Raw genomic sequence first — 20,222 nt, forward strand, 5'->3', positions numbered from 1 at the left:
TATTTTTCCATTATTTATAATGTAAGCGTTTTACTTGGGTGTAGTTTGGTGGACGCGAAACAAAGGGGGTACAGCACGAATATGACGGAATTGCTGCAGTACGTTGCAAACGGCCTCGTCAGTGGCGGGATTTACGCGATCGTAGCGGTTGGTTTCATCACGATTTACAACGTAAGCAAGGTGATCAATCTGGCGCAGGGTGAATTTTTGATGCTGGGCGGGATGGTTACAGTCGCCTTGATTGGCATGAATCTCCCGTATGGCTTGGCGGCATTGCTCGCGATCCTCATGGTCACCTTGATCGGTGTTTTGATGCAGAAATATGTAATCGCTTACGTCAAAAAGGCTAATCCGATTAGTTTGATTATTTTGACGATAGGAATCTCCACACTGATTCGTGGCATTGCCAGCTTCATTTGGGGAAAAGATGCGTTTGCACTCGAACCGATTACGAGCAATGAACCGATCTCAATCGGGGGCGTGATGATTGCACAACAAAGTATCTGGATTTTGGCCGCTGTTCTTATCATTCTTTTTTTACTGTGGTACTTGATGGACAAGACGATTCTCGGCAAAAAAATCAACGCCTGTTCGGTAAACCCGATGGCAGCTCGCTTGATGGGGATTAGCCCGACAAAGATGAGTATGCTGGCCTTTGCCATCAGTGGAGCGACAGGAGCGATAGCGGGAATCGTGATCGCGCCGCTTTCCGTAACGTCCTATGATATTGGTGTGTTGCTTGGAATCAAAGGCTTTTCCGCAGCCATTCTTGGCGGACTGGGAAATCCACTGGGGGCAGCCGTAGCCGCCTTTTTACTCGGGATTGTCGAGTCGCTGGGAGCTGGTTACATCAGCTCCGGTATGAAGGACGCGATCGCCTTTCTGGTGTTGATCGGCATGCTGTTGATCAAGCCATCCGGCATCTTTGGAGAACGCAGCGTTGGAAAAGGAGGGCTATGATGAAGCAGATCATCGATAAGTGGGGCAAAAGCATAGGAATCTACCTGTTTTTGATGATTCTTTTCCCATTCGTGATGCCAGATGAATACTATCGTTCTGTTGGAATTATTATCGGTCTTCAAGCAATCGTAACCATCGGGTTATGCCTCGTGATGGGGCTCGCGGGACAAATTTCGCTGGGACAAGCAGCATTTTGGGGGATAGGCGCCTATACCTCCGCAGTATTGACGACGAAGTACGGTCTACCCCCATTTATCGGCCTGATAGCTGCTGCGATTGTTCCAGGGTTATTCGCCTTTATCCTTGGGCGGGCGATAGCAGGGCTGCAAGGTTACTACCTTGCGATGGCGACACTCGCATTTGGCTACATCGTCCAGATCGGGATTACAGAGTGGGAGCCGGTCACAGGGGGAGCAAATGGGATGATCAGCATTCCGCAAATGACTTTCTTTGGTGGAAGCGAGCTATCCATGTACTTTCTGATTTGGGGAGTCGTCACCTGTGTGCTGCTCTTCTCACTTAATCTCTTGAATTCACGTGTCGGCAGAGCGTTTCGGGCGATTCACAAAAGTGAAATTGCCGCGACCTCCATGGGAATTGATGTCCGCAAGTTCAAGCTGAATGCCTTTGTGGTAAGCGGCATGTTCGCTGGTATTTCCGGCGGCCTGTACGCCCATTACATGGGAATTCTCGATCCGCAGCCGTTTGGACTGCACGAGTCGATCAAGTTTTTGACGATGGTCGTCATCGGCGGGATGACAAGCATCTGGGGCGCGTTGATCGGGACGATCCTGATTGGTTTTATCAGTGAAGCGCTGGTTCTCTTGAGTGAAGTGGTGCCAGGCTTGCAGGGAGATGTGGACACGATTGTATTCGGTGCGATTCTCGTGCTGTTCATCATGTTCATGCCAGAAGGATTGGTTCCGCGCATCCGGACTGCTTTCGAAAAAGGGCAGGCCAAAAAGGCGAAGGCCATGGCTGACGAAGTACAGCGAAAGCAGCAGGTGGAAAGGAAGGCTGCAACATGACAACACTTTTGGATGTGCAAAAGCTTTCTCGTGATTTTGGCGGCGTACGGGCAGTGAATCAAGTAGATTTTCAGGTGCGGGAAGGAGAGATTCTCGCGCTGATCGGTCCGAATGGCGCTGGAAAAAGCACGGTGCTCAACATGGTGTCAGGTGTGATCCCGCCTTCGGAAGGAGAGATTCGCTTTAGCAGCCAGCCGCTTACACGTGTGCAAGGCTATGAATATGCCGGATTGGGTATCACGCGAACCTTTCAAAACCTCCAGACCTTTGACGATATGACCGTCTTGGAAAACGTGATGGTCGGCATGCATACCAAGACTAGCGCGAGTCTCTTTTCCTGCGGCATGAATCTGGCAAAGTCCCGCAAGGAAGAGAAGATGATGCAGGAGCAGGCACAGACGTGGATAGAGAATGTAGGTCTGGCAGAGGAAGCGACCTCTTTGGCTGGGAGCTTGCCATACGGGAAGCTGCGGTTGATGGAGATTGCCCGCGCGATGGTAGCCAAGCCGCGATTGCTCTTGTTGGACGAGCCTGCTGCGGGTCTGAATCATACCGAGACGGCGGAGATGAGCCGTATGTTTTGCGAGATTCGCGACAACGGAACGGCTATTTTGCTAGTGGAGCATGACATGGACATGATCATGTCGATTGCAGACCGCATCGTTGTATTGGATCAAGGATCAAAAATCGCAGAAGGAACCCCACGTGAAATTCAGGAGAACCCGCGAGTGATTGCGGCGTATCTGGGTGCAGAATGAAGCGCGAAAGAGGTGGAACATGATGGGGAAGATAGTCCTTACAGTAGACAACATCACGGCTCGCTACGGCCCGGTAGAAGTGCTGCACGGCATTAACCTGCAGGTGAATGAGGGAGAAATCGTCTCCCTGTTAGGCGCAAATGGGGCGGGCAAAACGACGCTTTTGAACTGTATCTGCGGTCTGCACGGCGACAAGGAAGGCAAGATTTGGTTTCGAGACGCGGACATTACGCGTGTCCCTGCGGAGCTGGTGGTACCTCGGGGCATGGCGCATGTACCGGAGCGCAGACAAATTTTTTCCACGCTGACCGTGGAGGACAATTTGTGGCTGGGTGCCTCGCATCGGATGCCCAAGACGAACAAAAAGGAAATTGCCAAAGAAATGGAGACGGTGTATGAACGTTTTCCCATTTTGGCAGAGCGGAAATGGCAGCTCGGAGGAACGCTTTCCGGAGGGCAGCAGCAGATGCTTGCCATTGGCAGAGCGCTCTTGTCTCGACCGCAGCTCCTCTTGTTGGACGAGCCTTCGCTAGGATTGGCTCCATTGATTGCCAAAGAAATCCTGACGATTGTACAGGAGATTCGCTCGGAGTGGGGCACCACAGTGTTGTTGGTCGAGCAAAATGCTCGCGCAGCGCTCGCAATTTCCGACAGGGCATATGTACTCAGTACGGGAACCGTCATGCTGGAAGGGAAGGCAGACGAGATTAGCAATGACCCGCGTGTTCAATCTGCTTATTTGGGTAGCTCCCACGAAGCAGTGTAGCCAACATAGCAGTTTGATCAAGATCAACCACATACATGAGGGGGTACACCCATGAAAAAACGAGCATTCAAGAATTGGTTATTACCAGCAGCAGTCGCTTCACTTGTTTTCTTAAGTGCCTGTGGAGGCGGCGCCACGCCAGCAGCAGAGTCGGGCACTGGTGGTGCCAGCAAGGACCCGATCAAGGTCGGCGCTATTTTCTCACTAACGGGTCCGAACAGTCCGCTCGGCGTACCGGAGAAGCAAGCGGTAGAGCTGTTGGTAAAAGAAATCAACGGCGCAGGCGGAGTAGATGGTCGACCGTTGGAAGTTATTTTTGAAGACGACAAGTCTGACAATACAGAAGCGGTAAAAGCGATCAAAAAACTCGCTTCGAAAGAAAAGGTCGTAGCTGTACTCGGCTCCTCAGGCAGTGGTCCATCTCTCGGGATGGCTGAGTATGCTGCAGCAGAAAAGCTCCCGCTGATCTCAATGGCAGCGGCAGACCAAATCACCAATCCGGTTCGTGCAGGCATCTACAAAACACCGCACACGGACGTACACGGAACGAAGCGCATCTTCAAATATTTGAAGGAAAAAGGCATTACGAAAATTGCTACGCTCAATGACAGCAATCCATACGGAAGTGGCTGGACGACGCAATTGCAAAAATATGCGCCTGAATACGGCATCACGATTGTAGCTGAAGAAAAGTACGGTACAAAAGACCCGTCCATGAGCTCCCAATTGACCAAGATCAAAGGGACTGATGCGCAGGCTCTGATTGTGGCAGGTACGAACCCTGGACCTGCTACGATTGTGAAGGAAGCCAAGCAACTGAACCTCACTATTCCGATCATCAGCAGCCATGGCTCTGCGAACAGCAAATTCCTTGAACTGATTGGAGACGCGGGCGAGGGTGTCCTGATGGTAGCGGGAAAACTGCTCATTCCTGAACAAGTAGCGGCGGACGATCCGCAATCTGCCATCATCAAAAAATTCGTGGATGGCTATCAAGCTGCTTACAATACACAGCCAGACGGATTCGCGGGATACGGTTACGACGGCTTGAATCTGCTCGTGGAAGGCTTGAAGCAGGCAGGCGGCGACACATCCAAACTGGGCGAAGTATTGGAAAAGGTGAAATACGTAGGGGTAACCGGAGAATTCAAGTTCACGGCTGATGATCATAACGGTCTGACAGAAGACAGCATGATCATGGTTGAAGTGAAGGATGGAAAATTCCAGCTCGTTAAATAAGTGAAAGAAGTTCGTTCCCTCCGCGTTGTGAAAAAGAATGCGGGGGGAATCGTTGTTTTCATCACAAGGGTAGGAGGATCATGCATGTCTCAATTGCTGAATAGCGTCTTAATGGTCGCACCGATTTTACAAAAGGCATTTTTGTCCGAATGTATGGTAGGAGTCACTGACAAAGAGAAGTTTCTCGCCTATTATCCGGCACAGGGCTTGAACCTGGGGATTCGCGTAGGAGACGAATTGCGCCCGGGGAGTATCAATGCGACGGCGGTAAAAGAGGGCAAGCGGGTTGTAAAGAAGATTTCCAAAGAGCTGTACGGCATCCCTTATATCGCAGTCGGTTATCCGCTTGTGGAAAACGGGCAAGTGGTCGGTTGCTTGGCGACAGGCGTGACGACTGATCAAGAGGATCGCTTGCATGGCTTGGCTCAAAACTTGACGGACGCGCTGGAAAATATCGCTTCGCACACAGAAAGTCTGGCAAAGGATGCAGACCATTTGGCACAAGCGAGTCACACTTTGAGTGATGCAGCCGGTCAATTAGAGATGAAAATTGCAGAAACGACCCAGATCAACGAATTGATCCGGAATATCTCGACGCGCTCCAATGTACTCGGCTTGAATGCCGTCCTCGAAGCGGCACGTGCAGGGGCTGCTGGTCGCGGCTTTTCCGTGGTCGCAGAGGAAATCCGTCAGCTTTCCCAGACGACGGCTACTTCGGCGAAGGGTATTTTCCAACTATTGGATGAAATGAATGCACTCGTCGGAACGGTTACTGGCGAAATGGAGAAGACGATGAATCACAGTGTACAGCAGTCGACGCGAATACAGGAGCTGGATGCAGTCATGCAAGAGCTGCGACATATGGCCGAGCAGTTGAAAAAGACAGCAGAAATAACTGGGCGCGGGGAATAGGAGAGTCGCTATGTAAGCGTATTGCAAAAACGTATGACGTTATGTTATTATTGCGTTATAAAAACGTATTATAATTTTATCATAATGCATATCTGATAAAAGGAGGGCGTTCTCCATGCAAATGAGGCTCGAACATACCGATCTGACTGAAAACGAAAAGTTGGAAGCGTTTTTAGCGAGAATCGATCGCGGGGAAAAAATAGAGGCAGACGATTGGATGCCAGACGATTATCGCAACCAGTTGATCAAGCTGATTTCGATGCATGGCATCAGTGAGATCATGGGTGCCTTGCCGGAAAAAGAATGGGTACCAAAGGCGCCGACACTGCGCAGAAAGCTGGCGATTATGGCGAAGGTCCAGGACGAGATGGGGCATGGTCAATTGCTGCTTCGCGTCGCAGAAGACTTACTTGAGCCATTGGGAAAGACGCGCGAGGACATCATGAATGATTTGTTTACAAAAAGACTGAAATTTCACAATGTATTTCACATGGAAGCGCCTACCTGGGCTGATGCTGGTGTGATTGGCTGGCTGGTTGACGGAGCGGCTATCATTACGCAATCGATGTCCCTCGATACATCTTATGCACCTTATGCCCGCGCTCTGCATCGGATCTGTGCGGAGGAAAAGTTCCACGCCCAGCACGGGGAGAGCATCGTCTTGGAGTTGGCGGAAGGCACCGATGAACAGCGTCAAATGCTGCAAGATGCTATCCATCGTTGGTGGCCAGCGCTCTTGATGTTTTTCGGACCACCGGAAAACGGCAATATAACAAGCAATCAGGAAGCCAACATGCGTTACAAGATTCGTACACAGACCAATGAAGAATTGCGCCAAGTGTTCCTGAAAAAGTATTTGCCGCGTATTTTCCACCTTGGCTTCACAGTGCCAGACGATACGATTTACTTCGACGAGGCAGAAGACAAATGGGTCTACCAACAGCCTGACTGGGAAGAGTTCAAGCAAATCGTCAAGGGGAACGGACCTCGCTCCGCTCACCGTCTGAATCTTCGGGTAATGTCTTATGAGGAAACCAAATGGGTGCGCGATGCGATTATGTCGTACGGCCGACAAGTAGGGTAGGTGAATGTGGATGAGCAATGAAAACTTTTTCATATACGAAGTATTCAGCCAAAAAAGCGTAAATGCTCCGTTCGTCCAACAGTTCAGTTTGTTGGCACCCAATAAAGAAGTTGCCTTGAGCATGGCGAGGGAGAACTTCCTGCGTCGCGAGCCTTGTTTTAATTTGTGGGTAGTCAAGCGCGACGACATTTTTGGACTGCCGCCAGAGGAGCGTCCTTTCCTGGAAAGACTCGACAACAAGAGCTATCGGGAGACCAAAGGATACGGCGACTTGCAGTCGAGATGGCGCCACCATCGCGAGCAGTACGAAGAAAAACAGAAGCATGCAGGCAACGGCAGTTAAGCAGGAGGGATACAATCATGGGCGACCGTTTACATGTAGAAACAGTGGAAGCAGCAAAACAAAACCCGGCATTCGCAAAAGCCTTGACCGACCTGTTGTTCCAGCTTGCTGATGACGATTTTATATTGGCTTATCGTGGATCGGAATGGCTTGGGCTGGCTCCGCATATTGAAGAAGATGTGGCCTTTTCATCAATGTCTCAAGACATGATGGGCCATGCCGTAATGTTTTATGAAATGCTTGAGCAGCTAGGGGTGGGCAAAGCAGACGATCTCGCACAGCTTCGCGAGGCGAAGGCGTTTTCCAATGCGATCCTGGTAGAGCGTAAAAACGGCGACGGCGAATACAACGATCATCCCCATTACGATTGGGCTTATGCGATTGTTCGCAGCTATGTTTATGGCTTATACAAGCAGGTTCGCTTGGAGGCACTTATGCAGTCGTCATACGCACCACTCGCGCTGGTCAGTCGCAAAATGATGACAGAGCATCGCTATCATCTGATGCACTGGCAAGTTTGGTTGAAGCAATTGGCGAACAGTACGGCTGATGCCCGTCAGAGGCTGGAGGCAGCCATTGCAAAAGTTTGGAAGGATGCCGGGGAGCTGCCTCATCTTGGACCAAACCAGGGTGATATCGTTCAATTTGGTCTTATTGCAGATGAAGAGCAACTGAAACAAAAATGGCTGACGCTGACCAAAGACATTTTCGAAAAAGCAGGACTCGACTGGCCGGGTGAGCCAGGAATGCCACAAGAGCGAGGCCGTCACGGTGAACACACTGCTGATCTCGTGCAGGCTTTGGCTACCTTGTCTGAAGTGTATCGCATTGATCCGGCTGCAGGCTGGTAAAAAGGAGTGATTCTCTCATGGCGCAAGAAGAACTGCAACTGCATGAAGGGCTTGAAGCGACATGCTGGGAACTGCTGCAGCAAGTAACGGATCCCGAAATTCCGGTGATCAGCATGGTGGAGATGGGGATGATTCACAAAGTGCGCGTCGAGGCAGACGTCGTTCACGTCGAGGTGCTCCCTACCTTTGTCGGCTGTCCGGCACTCGAGATCATGAAGAAGAACATCACAGAAAAGCTGGTGGAGGCAGAAGGAATCAATCAGGTTCAGGTCGTGTTTGTCTATGATCCAGCCTGGACATCTGATCGTATCGCCTTGGATGCTCGCGATAAGTTGAAAAGCTTTGGCATCGCGCCGCCACCGCTTGACTTTAAACCGGGAGACACATGGGAAGTAGCCTGTCCCTACTGTGATTCCCCCTATACACAAATAGAAAATTTGTTTGGTCCTGCTGCTTGTCGAAGTATTTTGTATTGCCGGCACTGCAAAAATCCGTTTGAGGCCCTAAAACCAATCTATTGAGAGAGATTGAGAGGAGCGAAAGTCATGGGAGAGTACAAGCAAATGTTTATTAATGGAGAATGGGTGAATGCTGAGAGTGGCGAGTCCATTCAGATTACGAATCCTGCTACAGGTGAAACAGTTGGAACTGTAACCTTCGGCGATGGTCGCGATGCCAACAAGGCCATTGATGCCGCTCATCAGGCGTTTGCCAGCTGGTCTCGACTGACTGCTCGCGAGCGAGCCAAATATTTGTACAACTTGTCCGAGCTGGTGAAAAACAATCGGGATGAACTGGCGGGCATCATTTCTGCTGAAATGGGCAAGCCTTTGGGCGAGGCAAAAGGCGAAGTGCTGGGAGCCGCAGATAACTTTGTCTGGTACGCAGAAGAGGCCAAGCGTGTCAACGGAGAAACGATCCCATCCTCGGTTCCGAACAAGCGTATCATGGTGCTGCGTCAGCCTGTAGGGGTAGTAGGGGCGATTACCCCATGGAACTTCCCGGTGAACATGGTTGCACGGAAGATCGCTCCGGCTTTGGCTGCGGGCTGCACGGTGGTTTTAAAGCCAGCAGAAAGCACACCGCTGTCTGCGATTCGCATGTTTGAGCTGATTGAGCAGGCTGGCTTTCCAAAAGGCGTCGTAAATCTCGTCATTGGAAATCCGGAATCGATTGGGAAGGAGTTCATCGACAATCCGAAGCTCTCCAAAATCGGATTTACAGGCTCCACTCGTGTCGGCAAGCTGTTGATGGAGGGCGCGGCGAAGCAAGTGAAGCGCGTCAGCATGGAGCTTGGTGGTCACGCACCTTTCATCGTATTCCCGGATGCCGATCTGGATGCAGCGGTAAAAGGTCTGTTTGAGAGCAAGTTCCGCAACTCCGGTCAAATGTGCATTTGCACGAACCGCCTGTACGTCCATGAGGATGTCGCAGATGCGTTTACAGAAAAGCTGGTAGAGCGTCTGAAGCGTGCAAAGGTAGGGGATGGCCGCCAGAAAGAGACGGAGATCGGTCCACTGGTAAATGAGCGTGCCTTGAACAAGGTGCTCGAGCATATCGAAGACGCCAAAGACAAAGGCGGGCAAGTGGTTTACGGCGGAAATCGTTTGGTTGAAGGTGATTATGTAAAGGGCTTCTATTGTGAACCGACTTTGATTTCAGGCGTGACAGCCGAAATGAAAATCTCCTATGAAGAAACATTTGGTCCTGTCGTTCCGCTCATTCGTTTCACAGAGGAAGCGGATGTCGTGCAAATGGCAAATGATACGCGCTATGGCTTGGCTGCCTATGTGTACACGCGCGATAATCAACGTTGCTTCCGCATGGCTGAGCTCCTCGAATACGGAATCGTTGGAATCAATGACGGATCGCCAACTCAAACACAAGCGCCGTTTGGCGGTTTCAAGGAAAGCGGAATCGGCCGTGAGGGTGGCCGCTACGGAATGGATGAGTATTTGGAGACGAAGTTCGTTTCCTTTGGACTATAAGATTAGAAAGGAAGAAGAGTTCAGACAAGATCTGGACTCTTCTTTATTTTCATATGGGAAAGATTTTAAAACGTACCGATGAACAAACAAAGCTGGTGAGAAGAAAAAGCACAGGGCTCGTAGATCTTGACAACGCCTACCCAGTCGGAACTTCCAAAAGAGGACCACGCTTATCGAACACTTCTTCCCTGAGAAACTTCCGCCCGTAGGGTGGCTTTGGCTCGACGGTCCCCTTTTGGAAGTGGAGACGGACAGTAAATCCCCCTTGCGGGCGTGTCAGAGTCGAAGAGAACTGTGCTTTTTCTTCTATTCCACCATGATGACTCAATTCACAATAGGTTTTATGTGAATTTTTCGAATTGTATTGTTCAACACTTTGTTCATTTTTGTCTTCAAAGAAAAAGGGAATAAACGGTATAATGGAGATTGGATCAAGGGCAATATTTAATAGATAAAAATTGGTATTTCATATTGACACAAAATGTACATATGACGACGCCAAGTGAGAGTGGCATCGTCCAAGATTTCACATTCGGAAGGGAGGATATAAACTTGGGAAATGCACATCAAATGCACGAGATGTCACCGACTACCGGATCAGCAACCTTTTCGGATTTATGGAGTCCGGATGTGATGCTTCTATCGTTGCTCGTGACTACTGTCTACTTTCTCGTAACAGGTCCCATGCATAAACGTTTTGAAAACGCTACACCGGCGACTGGCAAGCAAAGATTGCTTTTTGTGTTGGCAATCGTATTGTTTTACATTGCACAAGGAAGCCCTATCAGTTATTACGGCCATCATTACATGTTTAGTTTACACATGCTCCAACAATCGATCTTGTACTTTGCTCTGCCACCACTCATGCTTCTGGCAATGCCTGAATGGCTTTTGGCCAAGATTTTCCGTCCGAAAGCGCTGAAGCTCATCCTAAACTCTTTGACACATCCGTTAGTGGCAGCGCTGTTGTTCAACTCCCTGTTTTCGTTTTACCATGTTCCGTTTATTTTTGATGCCGTCGCGATCAACCATGAGTGGATGACGTTTTATCATGTCATTCTCGTGATTGCCGCATTTGCAATGTGGTGGCCAATTGTGAGTCCGTTGTCTGATAACAAGCGACAACTGGCCGGATTGAAAAAACTGTCGTACGTTTTTGCAAACGGTGTCTTGATCACGCCAGCCTGCGCGCTGATTATTTTTGCCTCGGAACCGCTGTACGCTACGTATATAGCTGCTCCACAACTATTCCAGAGCCTGGACGCGTTTAATGATCAGCGTCTTGGCGGGATCATTATGAAGCTGGTACAGGAGCTTGTTTACGGCTGTGTGCTGGCCTATGTGTTCTACCATTGGTACAAGGCAGAGAAGCAGGACGACCTGCCGATGGATCAATCTTTCGGTGCTGAAAAGCCGACTTTTTAAATATGTGCGAACAGCAGAAACGTTTGTTGAATGAGGTGAAAAAATGGGGCTTATATTGCCTACAGTAAGTACGGCTTTTATCGTCATTAGCGGAATTCTCGTTGCGATTGGCTGGTACGCCATTGCGAAAAAGCAAGTAGAAAAGCATGTGAAGATTATGAAATGGGCTGCGATCTGTGCCACGATCTTCTTTATCACTTATGTTTCCAGAACGGCTTTTATTGGAAACACGCATTTTGGCGGACCTGACAGCATCAAACCAATCTATCAGACGTTCTTGTTCTTCCACATCGTCCTGGCAACAGTAGGTGGTGTGATGGGTCTGATTACACTCAGGTACGCTTACACGAAAAACTATGCTTCTCATCGGAAGATCGGTCCTTGGACGTCCATTGTCTGGTTTGTCACTTCGATTACAGGAGCTGCGGTTTATCTGCTGCTGTACTGGATTTATCCAGGTGGCGAGACCTCTGGCGTGCTGGATGTAATTTTTGGTAAGTGATCGTTTTAGTAGTTTTTGGGGCATTGGATACAATGTAGGTAGTTTATCCAGTCATGATTCGGATGTTCAGATAGAAGGAAACAGGAGGTACAAAACGTGGACCAGCAAATAACCGTGCAGGAATCGCTTGATGCCGATGCTTCTTCGCAGACACAGCCGGGAGGGCCAGCTACCTTTCGGGATTACGTACAACTGACGAAGCCCGGCATTACCCTGTCAAACTTGATGACCACTTTTGCTGCTTTATGGTTAGCGTCCTACGGTTATCCGAACTGGAAACTGGCTTTTTTCACCATGCTGGGAACCGCTTTGGTCATTATGTCGGGGGCGGCTTTAAATAATTTCTACGACCGAGATCTGGACAAAAAAATGAAGCGGACGCAACATCGGGCGGTAGCAACCGGAAGAATTTCTGCACGTAGCGCGATCATCTTGGGAATTGGTCTGCTGTTGGCAGGGGTTACTGTGTTGGCTGTATATGCGAATCCTTTGGCGGCGGTTTGGGGATTGATCGGTCACATTTTTTACGTGCTGATTTACACGCCGTTGAAACGAGTGACAACTCTCAATACGGTGATTGGCGGTATTTCAGGTGCAGCTCCTCCGGTAATTGGGTGGGTAGCAGTAACAGAGACCATGGACATGACTGCATGGCTGTTATTCCTGGTTTTGTTCTTGTGGCAGCCTCCCCATTTTTTGGCGTTGGCCATGCTGAAAACAGAAGAATACCGTGCAGGTAATCTGCCGATGCTACCGGTAGTAAAAGGCTTTGCCGAGACCAAGCGACAGATGGTGCTATGGGGTTCGGTGTTGCTCCCGGCTTCTTTGCTGCTGTTTGTCCATGCTAGTCTAGGCTATGTGTATTTGCTCGTCATGGGTGTGATGGGGATTGTGTACATGGTTTTGCTTTTCCAAGGGTTCAAAACCAAGGATGATCTTGCATGGGCACGCAAACTGTTCGGGTATTCCATCCTTTATTTGACAGTGTTTTGTGCAGCGATCGTCATCAGTACCATGGTCAACTATTATTGACACGAAACACTCACTAAATGTTCACGGAACATCCCTTGCTTAGCAGGGGATGTTTCATTATCGTAAAAGAGGACATAGAACGAGGTGTTGTTTGATCCTCACAAGAAACAGGGTGACTTACTATGGGAAAATGGCTGAAGCCATTAGCTTTTCTTGCTACCTTGATCATGTTTATCGTGATGGTAGCCGGTTCGCTTGTTACAAAGACAGATTCAGCACTCGGTTGTGGAAATGACTGGCCGCTGTGCAACGGTAAATGGGTTCCTGAATACACGTTGGCATCCATTATTGAATATTCTCATCGCCTGATTACAGGTGTTGCCGGTATTGTTGTCGCAATTTTTTCTGTGCTATGCTGGCGTTATTACAAAGACAACCAAGAAGTTCGCAATCTCGCTATTTTTGGTTTGTTTTTCATCGTAGTGGAGTCCATTCTCGGCGCTTCTGCCGTCATTTGGCCACAGTCCTCATCTGTTTTGGCTCTGCACTTCGGATTCTCCTTGCTTGCTTATTCAGGCGTGTTCTTGTTGAGTATGTTTGTTTATCAACGAGAAAAAACGCAAAGTCTGGTGAAAACGACCGTCTCAAAAGGCTTCCGCAACTGGATGTGGTTCGTCGCTATTTATACGTACGCTGTCGTTTATCTCGGAGCGTATGTCAGACATACGGGTTCAAGTATGGCATGCAGTGACTGGCCTCTGTGTCAGGGACAGGTCATCCCAGAGTTGTACGGACAGACCGGTATTCATTTTGCCCACAGAATCGCTGCGATGGTGTTGGGATTCTTGTTGTTGGGGACAATGATTTACTGTATACGTCATTTCAAGGAAAAACGGCGTGACTTGTACGGTGCAAGTATCCTGAGCTTTATTCTTTGCATTGCGCAGGTGTTCAGCGGCGGCTTCGTGATTATTTACAAACTTCACCTGTACGCTACGCTGACTCACTCGATGATTATCACGATCTTGTTTGGGATCATCAGCTACATGTGTTTGCAGACATTGAAGTCACCGACAAATGAAAAGCTGAGAAGATAAGAGGAAAAGCTGCGCTCCTGATTCGTGGGAGTGCGGCTTTTTATTATGTAGCTGTAGTGGTGGGGAAGAAGCGCATTTCCAGTCTACGCTTCGGCCTACGCCCCGCAAGGAGATTCACTGTCCGCTCCGATATGAATGGCAGGAGCGCTTCAAACGTTGAAGTTTCGAGGAAGGATCTCATAAGTGAAGCTGAAATTCCCTGCCATTCATTTCTACGCTAGGTAGGGCTCCAGAGGCGTTTGGACTGGAAATGCACTTCTTCCTAAGTGACCTTTTATTAAAAATCTTGCGAGTAAATTCAAGAAGCTACCTGCCCTACTTTCACAATGATGTAAAAGCATCGGATCAGGTACACAGCTGTTGGAAGTCCTGTCACATGTTCGGAAGGAGACCGCCCGAACGCAGAGAGGAAAAAGGCGACTGGAGAACATGTGGCAGGGCTTCGCCCCCATCACAACGGATAGAAGACATTCCGAACCGTCAGGCTATTGCCCTGGCGGTTTTCCTACATTCCAAGGAACAAAAACACCATTTTCCCAACGATAAATTTGCAAAGAAGTCTCGAGTTTGCCCGGAAGTGGTTCACCTGTATCCGGGTTTAGCTCTTGCTTTGTTTGCCAGTAGTAGAGCAAAGGTTTTTCAGTGTCGTCATAAAGGATTTGATAACTGCCGACAGTCCGCAATAGTTGACCACCCGGCATGGAAACCGTTTCCCGCAGCAGCCCTTCCCATGCTTTGACTAGACGCCCTTTGTCCAAATACCACAGATTCGCCTCGTAGATACATATGCCGGAGCCGCCTGTATGGTGGATGGTTTCAAATACTCGTTTTTCTGCGAGCAAACGCAGTTCAGCGTCGTCGTTTTTGTCGATCTCGGAGTGATTCACTTCACGCGTATAGTCCCAATGATCCAATTGCAGGTGCGGTGGATTCCATTGCTCTTCCGCGATGAGGGCATACGTACGATCTGGTTTTTGATCCAAGATGTAAAAATTTCCGATATGTACGCTGCCGTTATGCTTGGCGACAATTTCTGGTTCTGGGTCATCATCCAGATTGACGAGTTGAAAATCAAAGTAGTCGGAAACAACTGGATCTTTGGCTTGCTTGTTAATCCATTCTATTACTTGGGTCTTGGTAGGCTCCTTGGAGGCAAGAGAAGAGGGGGCACTGAGGACGAGACTGGAGGCGGCAAGTCCTACTGTCAGGTTGAGCAACAGGTGGGAATTACGCAACGGTAACGAGCTCCTTTCCGGGAAGAGATCGATTAAGCACGATCCTTTCAGTTGGAAGACGAGCAGTCAGGAGCAAAAGTTACGGAAAAGTGGAGTAAATTTCAACCGCGAACAGCGCTGTCTTTTGTTACAATGAAAAGCAAACACATGATCGTGGAGAGTGATAGTAGCTATGCGGATTTTACATACAGCCGATTGGCATTTCGGGCGGCAACTGGAAGGGCGGGACCGCCGCATTGAGCAAGTGGCATTTGTGGACGAGCTCTGTCACATAGCTGATGAGCGGGAAGTGGACCTGGTGCTCATTGCTGGGGATGTGTACGACTCTGTCAATCCGCCTGCTTGGGCGGAAGAGCTTTTTTATGATGCATTGGAGCGCTTGTCTTCGGAAGGCAGGCGAGGTGTTGTCGTGATCGCGGGGAACCATGACCAGCCTGAGCGGGTGCGGGCAGCAGCTCCGCTTGCCACAAAGCACGGGATCGTTTTGTTGGGGTTGCCGAAGGAAGCGCCATTGCTGACACAGGAAGCCTCGCCTGATCGCGTGCAAATTGTGCAGGGAGGCCCTTCTTGGCTGGAAATGAAGATTCCTGGCTGCGCCGCGAATGCGGTCATTTTGGCATTGCCCTATCCTTCTGAATCGCGATTAAAGGAGCTGTTGAGCGAAAGCTTTACCCAAGAGCAGATGCAGCTTGCTTTTTCCGAGCGTATTGCGCAATTGCTTGCTGATCTGTCTGTTCATTTTCGCGAGGATACGGTCAACCTGGTCACGAGTCACTTGTTTGTCATGGGCGGTAAGGAAACAGATTCCGAGCGACCGATTCAAATTGGGGGAGCGTTGACGGTATCGCCGCAGGCTTTTCCGAAGAACGCTGATTATGTGGCGCTCGGCCATCTCCATCGACTGCAAAAGCTCAGTGACAAGCCGTTGGTGCGTTACAGCGGCTCACCGATTTCGTACAGCTTTTCTGAAGCAGGTCAGAGCAAGGCAGTCGTACTGGTCGAGGTGGAGCCGGGACAAGAAGTTCGTGAGGAGATTATTTATTTGACGAGTGCACGGCCATTGGCACGTTGGAAGGCGACAGAGGGAATCGAGCAAGTCGAGCGCTGGTTGGAAGAGGGACGCGATGCAGGGGCGTGGATTGACTTGGAGCTGCATGTGTCTGGTGTGATCGACCCGGCAGAATTTCAGCGTGTCCGCAAGCTTTCGGATGATTTCTTGAAAATACAGCGTGTTGTCGTGAGAGAAGAGCGTGAGGAAGAAGAGGAACAGCGTGTCGAGTTGACAGAGCTGACCTCCGATCAATTGTTCAAACGCTTCTATGAACGAAAGAGGGGAGCAGAGCCGGATGAGCAGCTCGTGGCCTTGTTCCAGCGTCTATTGGCAGAAACCGGAGGAGAGGGGGAAGAAGAGTGAGACCGATACGATTGAAGCTGGCAGGGATGCACAGCTACCGAGAAATGCAAGAGGTCGATTTCGAAATGCTATGTCAGGCGGGACTGTTTGGGATATTTGGCCCGACTGGAAGCGGGAAATCGACGATTTTGGACGCGATCACGCTCGCGTTGTACGGGCAGGTCGTCCGGCTGGGCGGGGGAAACCATCCAAAAGAAGTGCTGAATCAGCTCGAGCAGCGCGTTTTCGTTTCCTTTACCTTTGAGCTGGGGACTGGCGATGAGCGCAAGCAATATACGGTGGAGCGGGAATTTGGTTTGGATAAAAAGGGGAACAAGCGACAGCCGGAAGTGAGGCTGATTCAGTCGGGCGCCTTGACCGGAGAGCCGGATGTCGTATTGGAGTCTAAAGCCACGTCCGCGACAGCCGCGATTGAGGCACTGATTGGTCTCACTTTGCAGGACTTTACCCGGGCGGTTGTTTTGCCACAGGGTCAATTTTCTCGCTTTTTGACGCTGAAGGGCAGTGAACGCAATGAAATGCTGCAACGGATGTTCCGCCTACATATTTATGGGGAAAAGCTGAGTGAGCGCGTACGGCACGCGTTGGAGCAGGTCAAGGAACAGATGCATCGCTTGCAACTGGCAAGTGCAGCTCTGGGTGACGCAGGTCCGGAAGCCTTGGAGCTGGCGAGACAAACGTGGGAGGAAGCTGCGCAAAAAGAGCAGGAATTCACCCAGCAAAAACAGGAGCTGGCAGGGAAGCTCAAGGAGCTGGAGCAGCTTAACCAGTGGCATCAGGAGCTATTGCATATCCAGGCGCAACTACAGCAGCAGGAAGCAAATGAAGCGGAAATAGCAGCTCTAACGGCAAAGATTCGCGAGTGGGAGTCAAGTATTCGGCTGTGGCCATTACTCCAGCAATATGAGCGCTTGGATCAGGAATGGCATGCGACCGGTGCGGCATTGGAACGCAGCCGCGAACAACAGGAGAGTGCTCGTTTAGCCGTAGATGAGGCAGAGCAAGCGTATCAGAAGGTCCATGCCGAGTTGGCTGTACAAGAGCCGTTACTAATTCAGCAAAAGGGCAGGCTGGTACAGGCACAGGAGTGGGAAGAGGAGCTAAAGGCGATCCGGGAAGAGTGGACAGGTCTGGAACGTGAATGGAACGAAGTGTCAGTTGCCTTGACCAACATAGAGCAACAGCTGGAAAAGGATGAAGCCGACTTAAAAAACTGGGAGCTTGCGTGGGCGGACCTGCAAGAACAGATGAAGCAGGTCACGATCTCTCCTGAATGGCGAGCACAAATAGCGGCAGCCAGAGAAGCGAAGCAGCAGTGGGAGCGTGACCATGCCAAGGTACGTGAGCTGGAAAAAGAACAACTCGCAGCTCAGCAGCAGATTCAGGCGGCAGCCCATACAGCTGATGAGCACAAGCGTAGCTGGGAAGCGTGTGCGAATCGCTTGGCACAAAAAAGAGAAGAGCTGGCAGCACCATCCGACACGGCTTTGATGAGCGAAGCGGAATGGGAGAAAGCAAGAAATGTACTGGCAGACATGAAGCAGGTAGGTCGCCAGTGGCGGGAAGTATTGCAGGCTTTCTCATCATGGCAGGAAAAGTCTCAGCACATCATCCAGGAGCGCAAACAGTTGGATGAGCGGAATCAGGAGCTGACTCGGGAAGTAGAGGCAAGCGAAGCGCTTGTGAAAAGTCAACTGACCCAACGAGATGAGCTGCGACAGGAATGGGAAAGATGGCAGCAGGAAAATATGGCGCGATTTTTGCGTGAACGTTTAGAGGAAGGAAAGGAGTGTCCGGTATGTGGTTCCGAGCACCATCCACACGGCCACCAGAAGCATACAAAAGCATCTGAAGCGGGAACGGAGGGTGATACCCTGCGTGCTCGAATCAAAGCGTCAGAGGAGGCTTTGCGTGCGGCTGAACAAGAAGCAGGCAAGACCAAGGAAGCTTGGTTGGCAGCAAAGGGAGCGCTTGCTGCTTTTGATGAGCGCCTAGCAAGTGTAAAGGCTGAACAGGAACAGCTGGAAGCGCGCTTGGACGCGATCAAGGCAGAGTGCCACGGGTATGGACAGCCTTGGATCGTGGATTCTTTTGAAGAGCTTCTCGCCGTCTATCAGCGTGAGGAAAAGGAACTGATTGCCAAGCAAGCGGAAAGAGAGCGGCTAAAAGCAGAGCGTGAGCAATTGCAGCAGCAGTTGGAGGTCTTGCGTGAGGAAGAGGCGGAAAAGAAACGCTTGATGGAGCGGAGCGCGCTGTTGCTCGAGCAGGCACAGAAGGCAATCGATGAGAATAAAGTTCGCCTGGACGCTGCTTTCACACAAGAAAAGCAATCTAGAGAAGAGCTGGACACGAAGCGCAATGAACTTCCCATCGAGGAAATCGAACAGCGGTACGAGGAAATCGGAAAATCAGATCGCCGATTGGCGGAACTCCAACAGGTGCGATCAGAGAAAGAAACGCAGCGCGGGAAGCTGATGATGCAGGTAGAAGCCGCCAAATCGCGCAAGGTAGAGGGCAAATCACGGGAAGCGGCGCTGAAGGAAAAGCTGGAAGATAGAAAGCGCATGTGGGAACAAAAGCATGCTCAATGGCTGGAACGCACGGGTGGACTTACTGCGCAGGAGTGTCTGATGCAGGTAGAGGATACTCTACTCCGTTTACGTCAGGCAGTTACGCTGGCAGAGACAAAGCGCAAAGAAACTGCCGAAGCGCGGGAAACGGTGCAAAACAATCTGGTCAAGTATTCGGAGACGCTCGCGATCCTCACACGGCAACGCACGGAAGCTCATGAGACATTGTATCAGGGCTTACAGGAAACAGGTCTCGGTACTGTCGATTATGTACGAGAGCGGTATGCAGAGCGCGAGCAATTGCCTCAGGCACAGGAGCAAGTCGAGGCTTACACGCGAGTCGCTGGGCAGCTTCGTTATGAGGAAGAAAGGCTTCAACAAGCAATAGCAGGCCGTTCGTTTACACAAGAAGAACTCACCACCGCAAAAGAGGCGTGGGATCAATGGGAGCAAGCCTTCCAGGAGGCGCAAAAGCAAGTCGCTGTCGCCAAAGAGCATGTGGATCGCATGGAAAAAAATCATGACAAATGGCAAGAACTCCATAAAGAGATGGTACAGCAGCAGGATGAGCAGAGCCGCTTGGAAGAGTTGAAAAAATTGTTCGAAGCCAAGGCGTTTGTCCAGTTCATTGCGGAGGAAAAACTGGTATCAATCGCAAGAGACGCTTCCTATCACCTCAAGCGAATGACCGCCAACCGCTACGGGCTGGAAATCGGGGACGAGGGCGAATTTGTTTTGCGGGATGAGGGAGCTGGAGGAATGCGCCGCCCAGTAAGCACATTGTCTGGCGGGGAAACATTCCTGACCTCCTTGTCGCTGGCTCTAGCCCTGTCAATGGAGATTCAAATGCGTGGCGGACGCTTGGAGTTTTTCTTCCTGGACGAAGGCTTTGGGACACTTGATCCGGAGCTTTTGGAGGTCGTTATGGATGCGCTTGAGCGACTGCGCATGGACGATTTTACCATTGGGGTCATTAGCCACGTCCCGGAAATACGTGTGCGCATGCCGCGTCGTCTGGTCGTGACACCTGCAGAACCGATGGGAAAAGGAAGCATGCTGCATCTGGAAATGGAGTAGG

18 protein-coding genes are annotated in these 20,222 nt (G+C 50.4%); 17 read left to right on the forward strand and 1 reads right to left on the reverse strand.

Annotation, left to right across the window (positions count from 1 at the left end; all coding sequences use genetic code 11):
* Window positions 1–81 precede the first annotated feature (81 nt).
* From KB186_RS17325 to KB186_RS17395, 15 genes are all read left to right on the forward strand, one after another.
* Complete coding sequence (locus tag KB186_RS17325) at window positions 82–960, forward strand: branched-chain amino acid ABC transporter permease (RefSeq protein WP_106656170.1); 879 nt, start codon at window positions 82–84, stop codon at window positions 958–960.
* Complete coding sequence (locus KB186_RS17330) at window positions 957–1,988, forward strand: branched-chain amino acid ABC transporter permease (protein ID WP_229088168.1); 1,032 nt, start codon at window positions 957–959, stop codon at window positions 1,986–1,988. Before KB186_RS17325 ends, KB186_RS17330 begins: the two co-directional genes overlap by 4 nt.
* Window positions 1,985–2,746, forward strand: a complete 762-nt coding sequence (locus tag KB186_RS17335) for an ABC transporter ATP-binding protein (protein ID WP_221867813.1) — start codon at window positions 1,985–1,987, stop codon at window positions 2,744–2,746. The genes KB186_RS17330 and KB186_RS17335 overlap by 4 nt, the downstream gene beginning before the upstream one ends.
* Window positions 2,747–2,768: 22 nt before the next feature.
* Window positions 2,769–3,512, forward strand: a complete 744-nt coding sequence (locus tag KB186_RS17340) for an ABC transporter ATP-binding protein (protein WP_232774085.1) — start codon at window positions 2,769–2,771, stop codon at window positions 3,510–3,512.
* A 51-nt stretch (window positions 3,513–3,563) separates the two neighbouring features.
* Window positions 3,564–4,751 (forward strand): ABC transporter substrate-binding protein, encoded by a 1,188-nt coding sequence (locus tag KB186_RS17345; protein WP_232774054.1) that lies wholly within the window; start codon window positions 3,564–3,566, stop codon window positions 4,749–4,751.
* An 84-nt stretch (window positions 4,752–4,835) separates the two neighbouring features.
* Entirely contained in the window at window positions 4,836–5,663 is an 828-nt protein-coding gene (locus KB186_RS17350) for a methyl-accepting chemotaxis protein (protein ID WP_173609904.1), read from the forward strand.
* Between the two features lie 115 nt (window positions 5,664–5,778).
* Complete coding sequence (gene paaA, locus KB186_RS17355; protein ID WP_173609905.1) at window positions 5,779–6,747, forward strand: 1,2-phenylacetyl-CoA epoxidase subunit PaaA; 969 nt, start codon at window positions 5,779–5,781, stop codon at window positions 6,745–6,747.
* 10 nt (window positions 6,748–6,757) lie between these two features.
* Window positions 6,758–7,090 (forward strand): 1,2-phenylacetyl-CoA epoxidase subunit PaaB, encoded by a 333-nt coding sequence (paaB, locus tag KB186_RS17360; RefSeq protein ID WP_015893218.1) that lies wholly within the window; start codon window positions 6,758–6,760, stop codon window positions 7,088–7,090.
* A gap of 17 nt (window positions 7,091–7,107) precedes the next feature.
* Window positions 7,108–7,941 (forward strand): 1,2-phenylacetyl-CoA epoxidase subunit PaaC, encoded by an 834-nt coding sequence (gene paaC / locus KB186_RS17365; RefSeq protein WP_173609906.1) that lies wholly within the window; start codon window positions 7,108–7,110, stop codon window positions 7,939–7,941.
* A gap of 17 nt (window positions 7,942–7,958) precedes the next feature.
* The gene (gene paaD / locus KB186_RS17370) at window positions 7,959–8,462 is read left to right on the forward strand and encodes a 1,2-phenylacetyl-CoA epoxidase subunit PaaD (RefSeq protein ID WP_173609907.1); all 504 of its coding nucleotides are present in this window, start codon (window positions 7,959–7,961) and stop codon (window positions 8,460–8,462) included.
* A 24-nt stretch (window positions 8,463–8,486) separates the two neighbouring features.
* Window positions 8,487–9,929 carry an NAD-dependent succinate-semialdehyde dehydrogenase gene (locus KB186_RS17375; protein WP_232774055.1) on the forward strand — a complete coding sequence of 481 codons (1,443 nt, stop codon included), beginning with the start codon at window positions 8,487–8,489 and terminating at the stop codon, window positions 9,927–9,929.
* A 552-nt stretch (window positions 9,930–10,481) separates the two neighbouring features.
* Complete coding sequence (locus KB186_RS17380) at window positions 10,482–11,354, forward strand: cytochrome c oxidase assembly protein (protein WP_173609909.1); 873 nt, start codon at window positions 10,482–10,484, stop codon at window positions 11,352–11,354.
* Window positions 11,355–11,397: 43 nt separating this feature from the next.
* Window positions 11,398–11,856 carry a DUF420 domain-containing protein gene (locus KB186_RS17385; RefSeq protein WP_232774056.1) on the forward strand — a complete coding sequence of 153 codons (459 nt, stop codon included), beginning with the start codon at window positions 11,398–11,400 and terminating at the stop codon, window positions 11,854–11,856.
* 96 nt (window positions 11,857–11,952) lie between these two features.
* Window positions 11,953–12,888 carry a heme o synthase gene (gene cyoE, locus KB186_RS17390; protein ID WP_232774057.1) on the forward strand — a complete coding sequence of 312 codons (936 nt, stop codon included), beginning with the start codon at window positions 11,953–11,955 and terminating at the stop codon, window positions 12,886–12,888.
* Window positions 12,889–13,010: 122 nt separating this feature from the next.
* Window positions 13,011–13,925 (forward strand): COX15/CtaA family protein, encoded by a 915-nt coding sequence (locus KB186_RS17395; protein WP_232774058.1) that lies wholly within the window; start codon window positions 13,011–13,013, stop codon window positions 13,923–13,925.
* A 485-nt stretch (window positions 13,926–14,410) separates the two neighbouring features.
* Here the strand turns inward: KB186_RS17395 and KB186_RS17400 are convergent, their stop codons facing one another.
* Window positions 14,411–15,160: an inositol-3-phosphate synthase gene (locus tag KB186_RS17400; RefSeq protein ID WP_232774059.1), complete on the reverse strand. Its 750-nt coding sequence runs from the start codon at window positions 15,158–15,160 to the stop codon at window positions 14,411–14,413.
* 172 nt (window positions 15,161–15,332) lie between these two features.
* On the opposite strand from KB186_RS17400, the gene KB186_RS17405 reads away from it, so the two are divergent.
* Window positions 15,333–16,574: an exonuclease SbcCD subunit D gene (locus KB186_RS17405; protein WP_173609913.1), complete on the forward strand. Its 1,242-nt coding sequence runs from the start codon at window positions 15,333–15,335 to the stop codon at window positions 16,572–16,574.
* Window positions 16,571–20,221 carry an AAA family ATPase gene (locus KB186_RS17410; protein ID WP_232774060.1) on the forward strand — a complete coding sequence of 1,217 codons (3,651 nt, stop codon included), beginning with the start codon at window positions 16,571–16,573 and terminating at the stop codon, window positions 20,219–20,221. The genes KB186_RS17405 and KB186_RS17410 overlap by 4 nt, the downstream gene beginning before the upstream one ends.
* The last annotated feature ends 1 nt before the right edge of the window (window position 20,222 follow it).

Source organism: Brevibacillus sp. AF8, assembly GCF_021270385.1.
In the GTDB taxonomy this organism is placed as follows: Bacteria; Bacillota; Bacilli; order Brevibacillales; family Brevibacillaceae; genus Brevibacillus.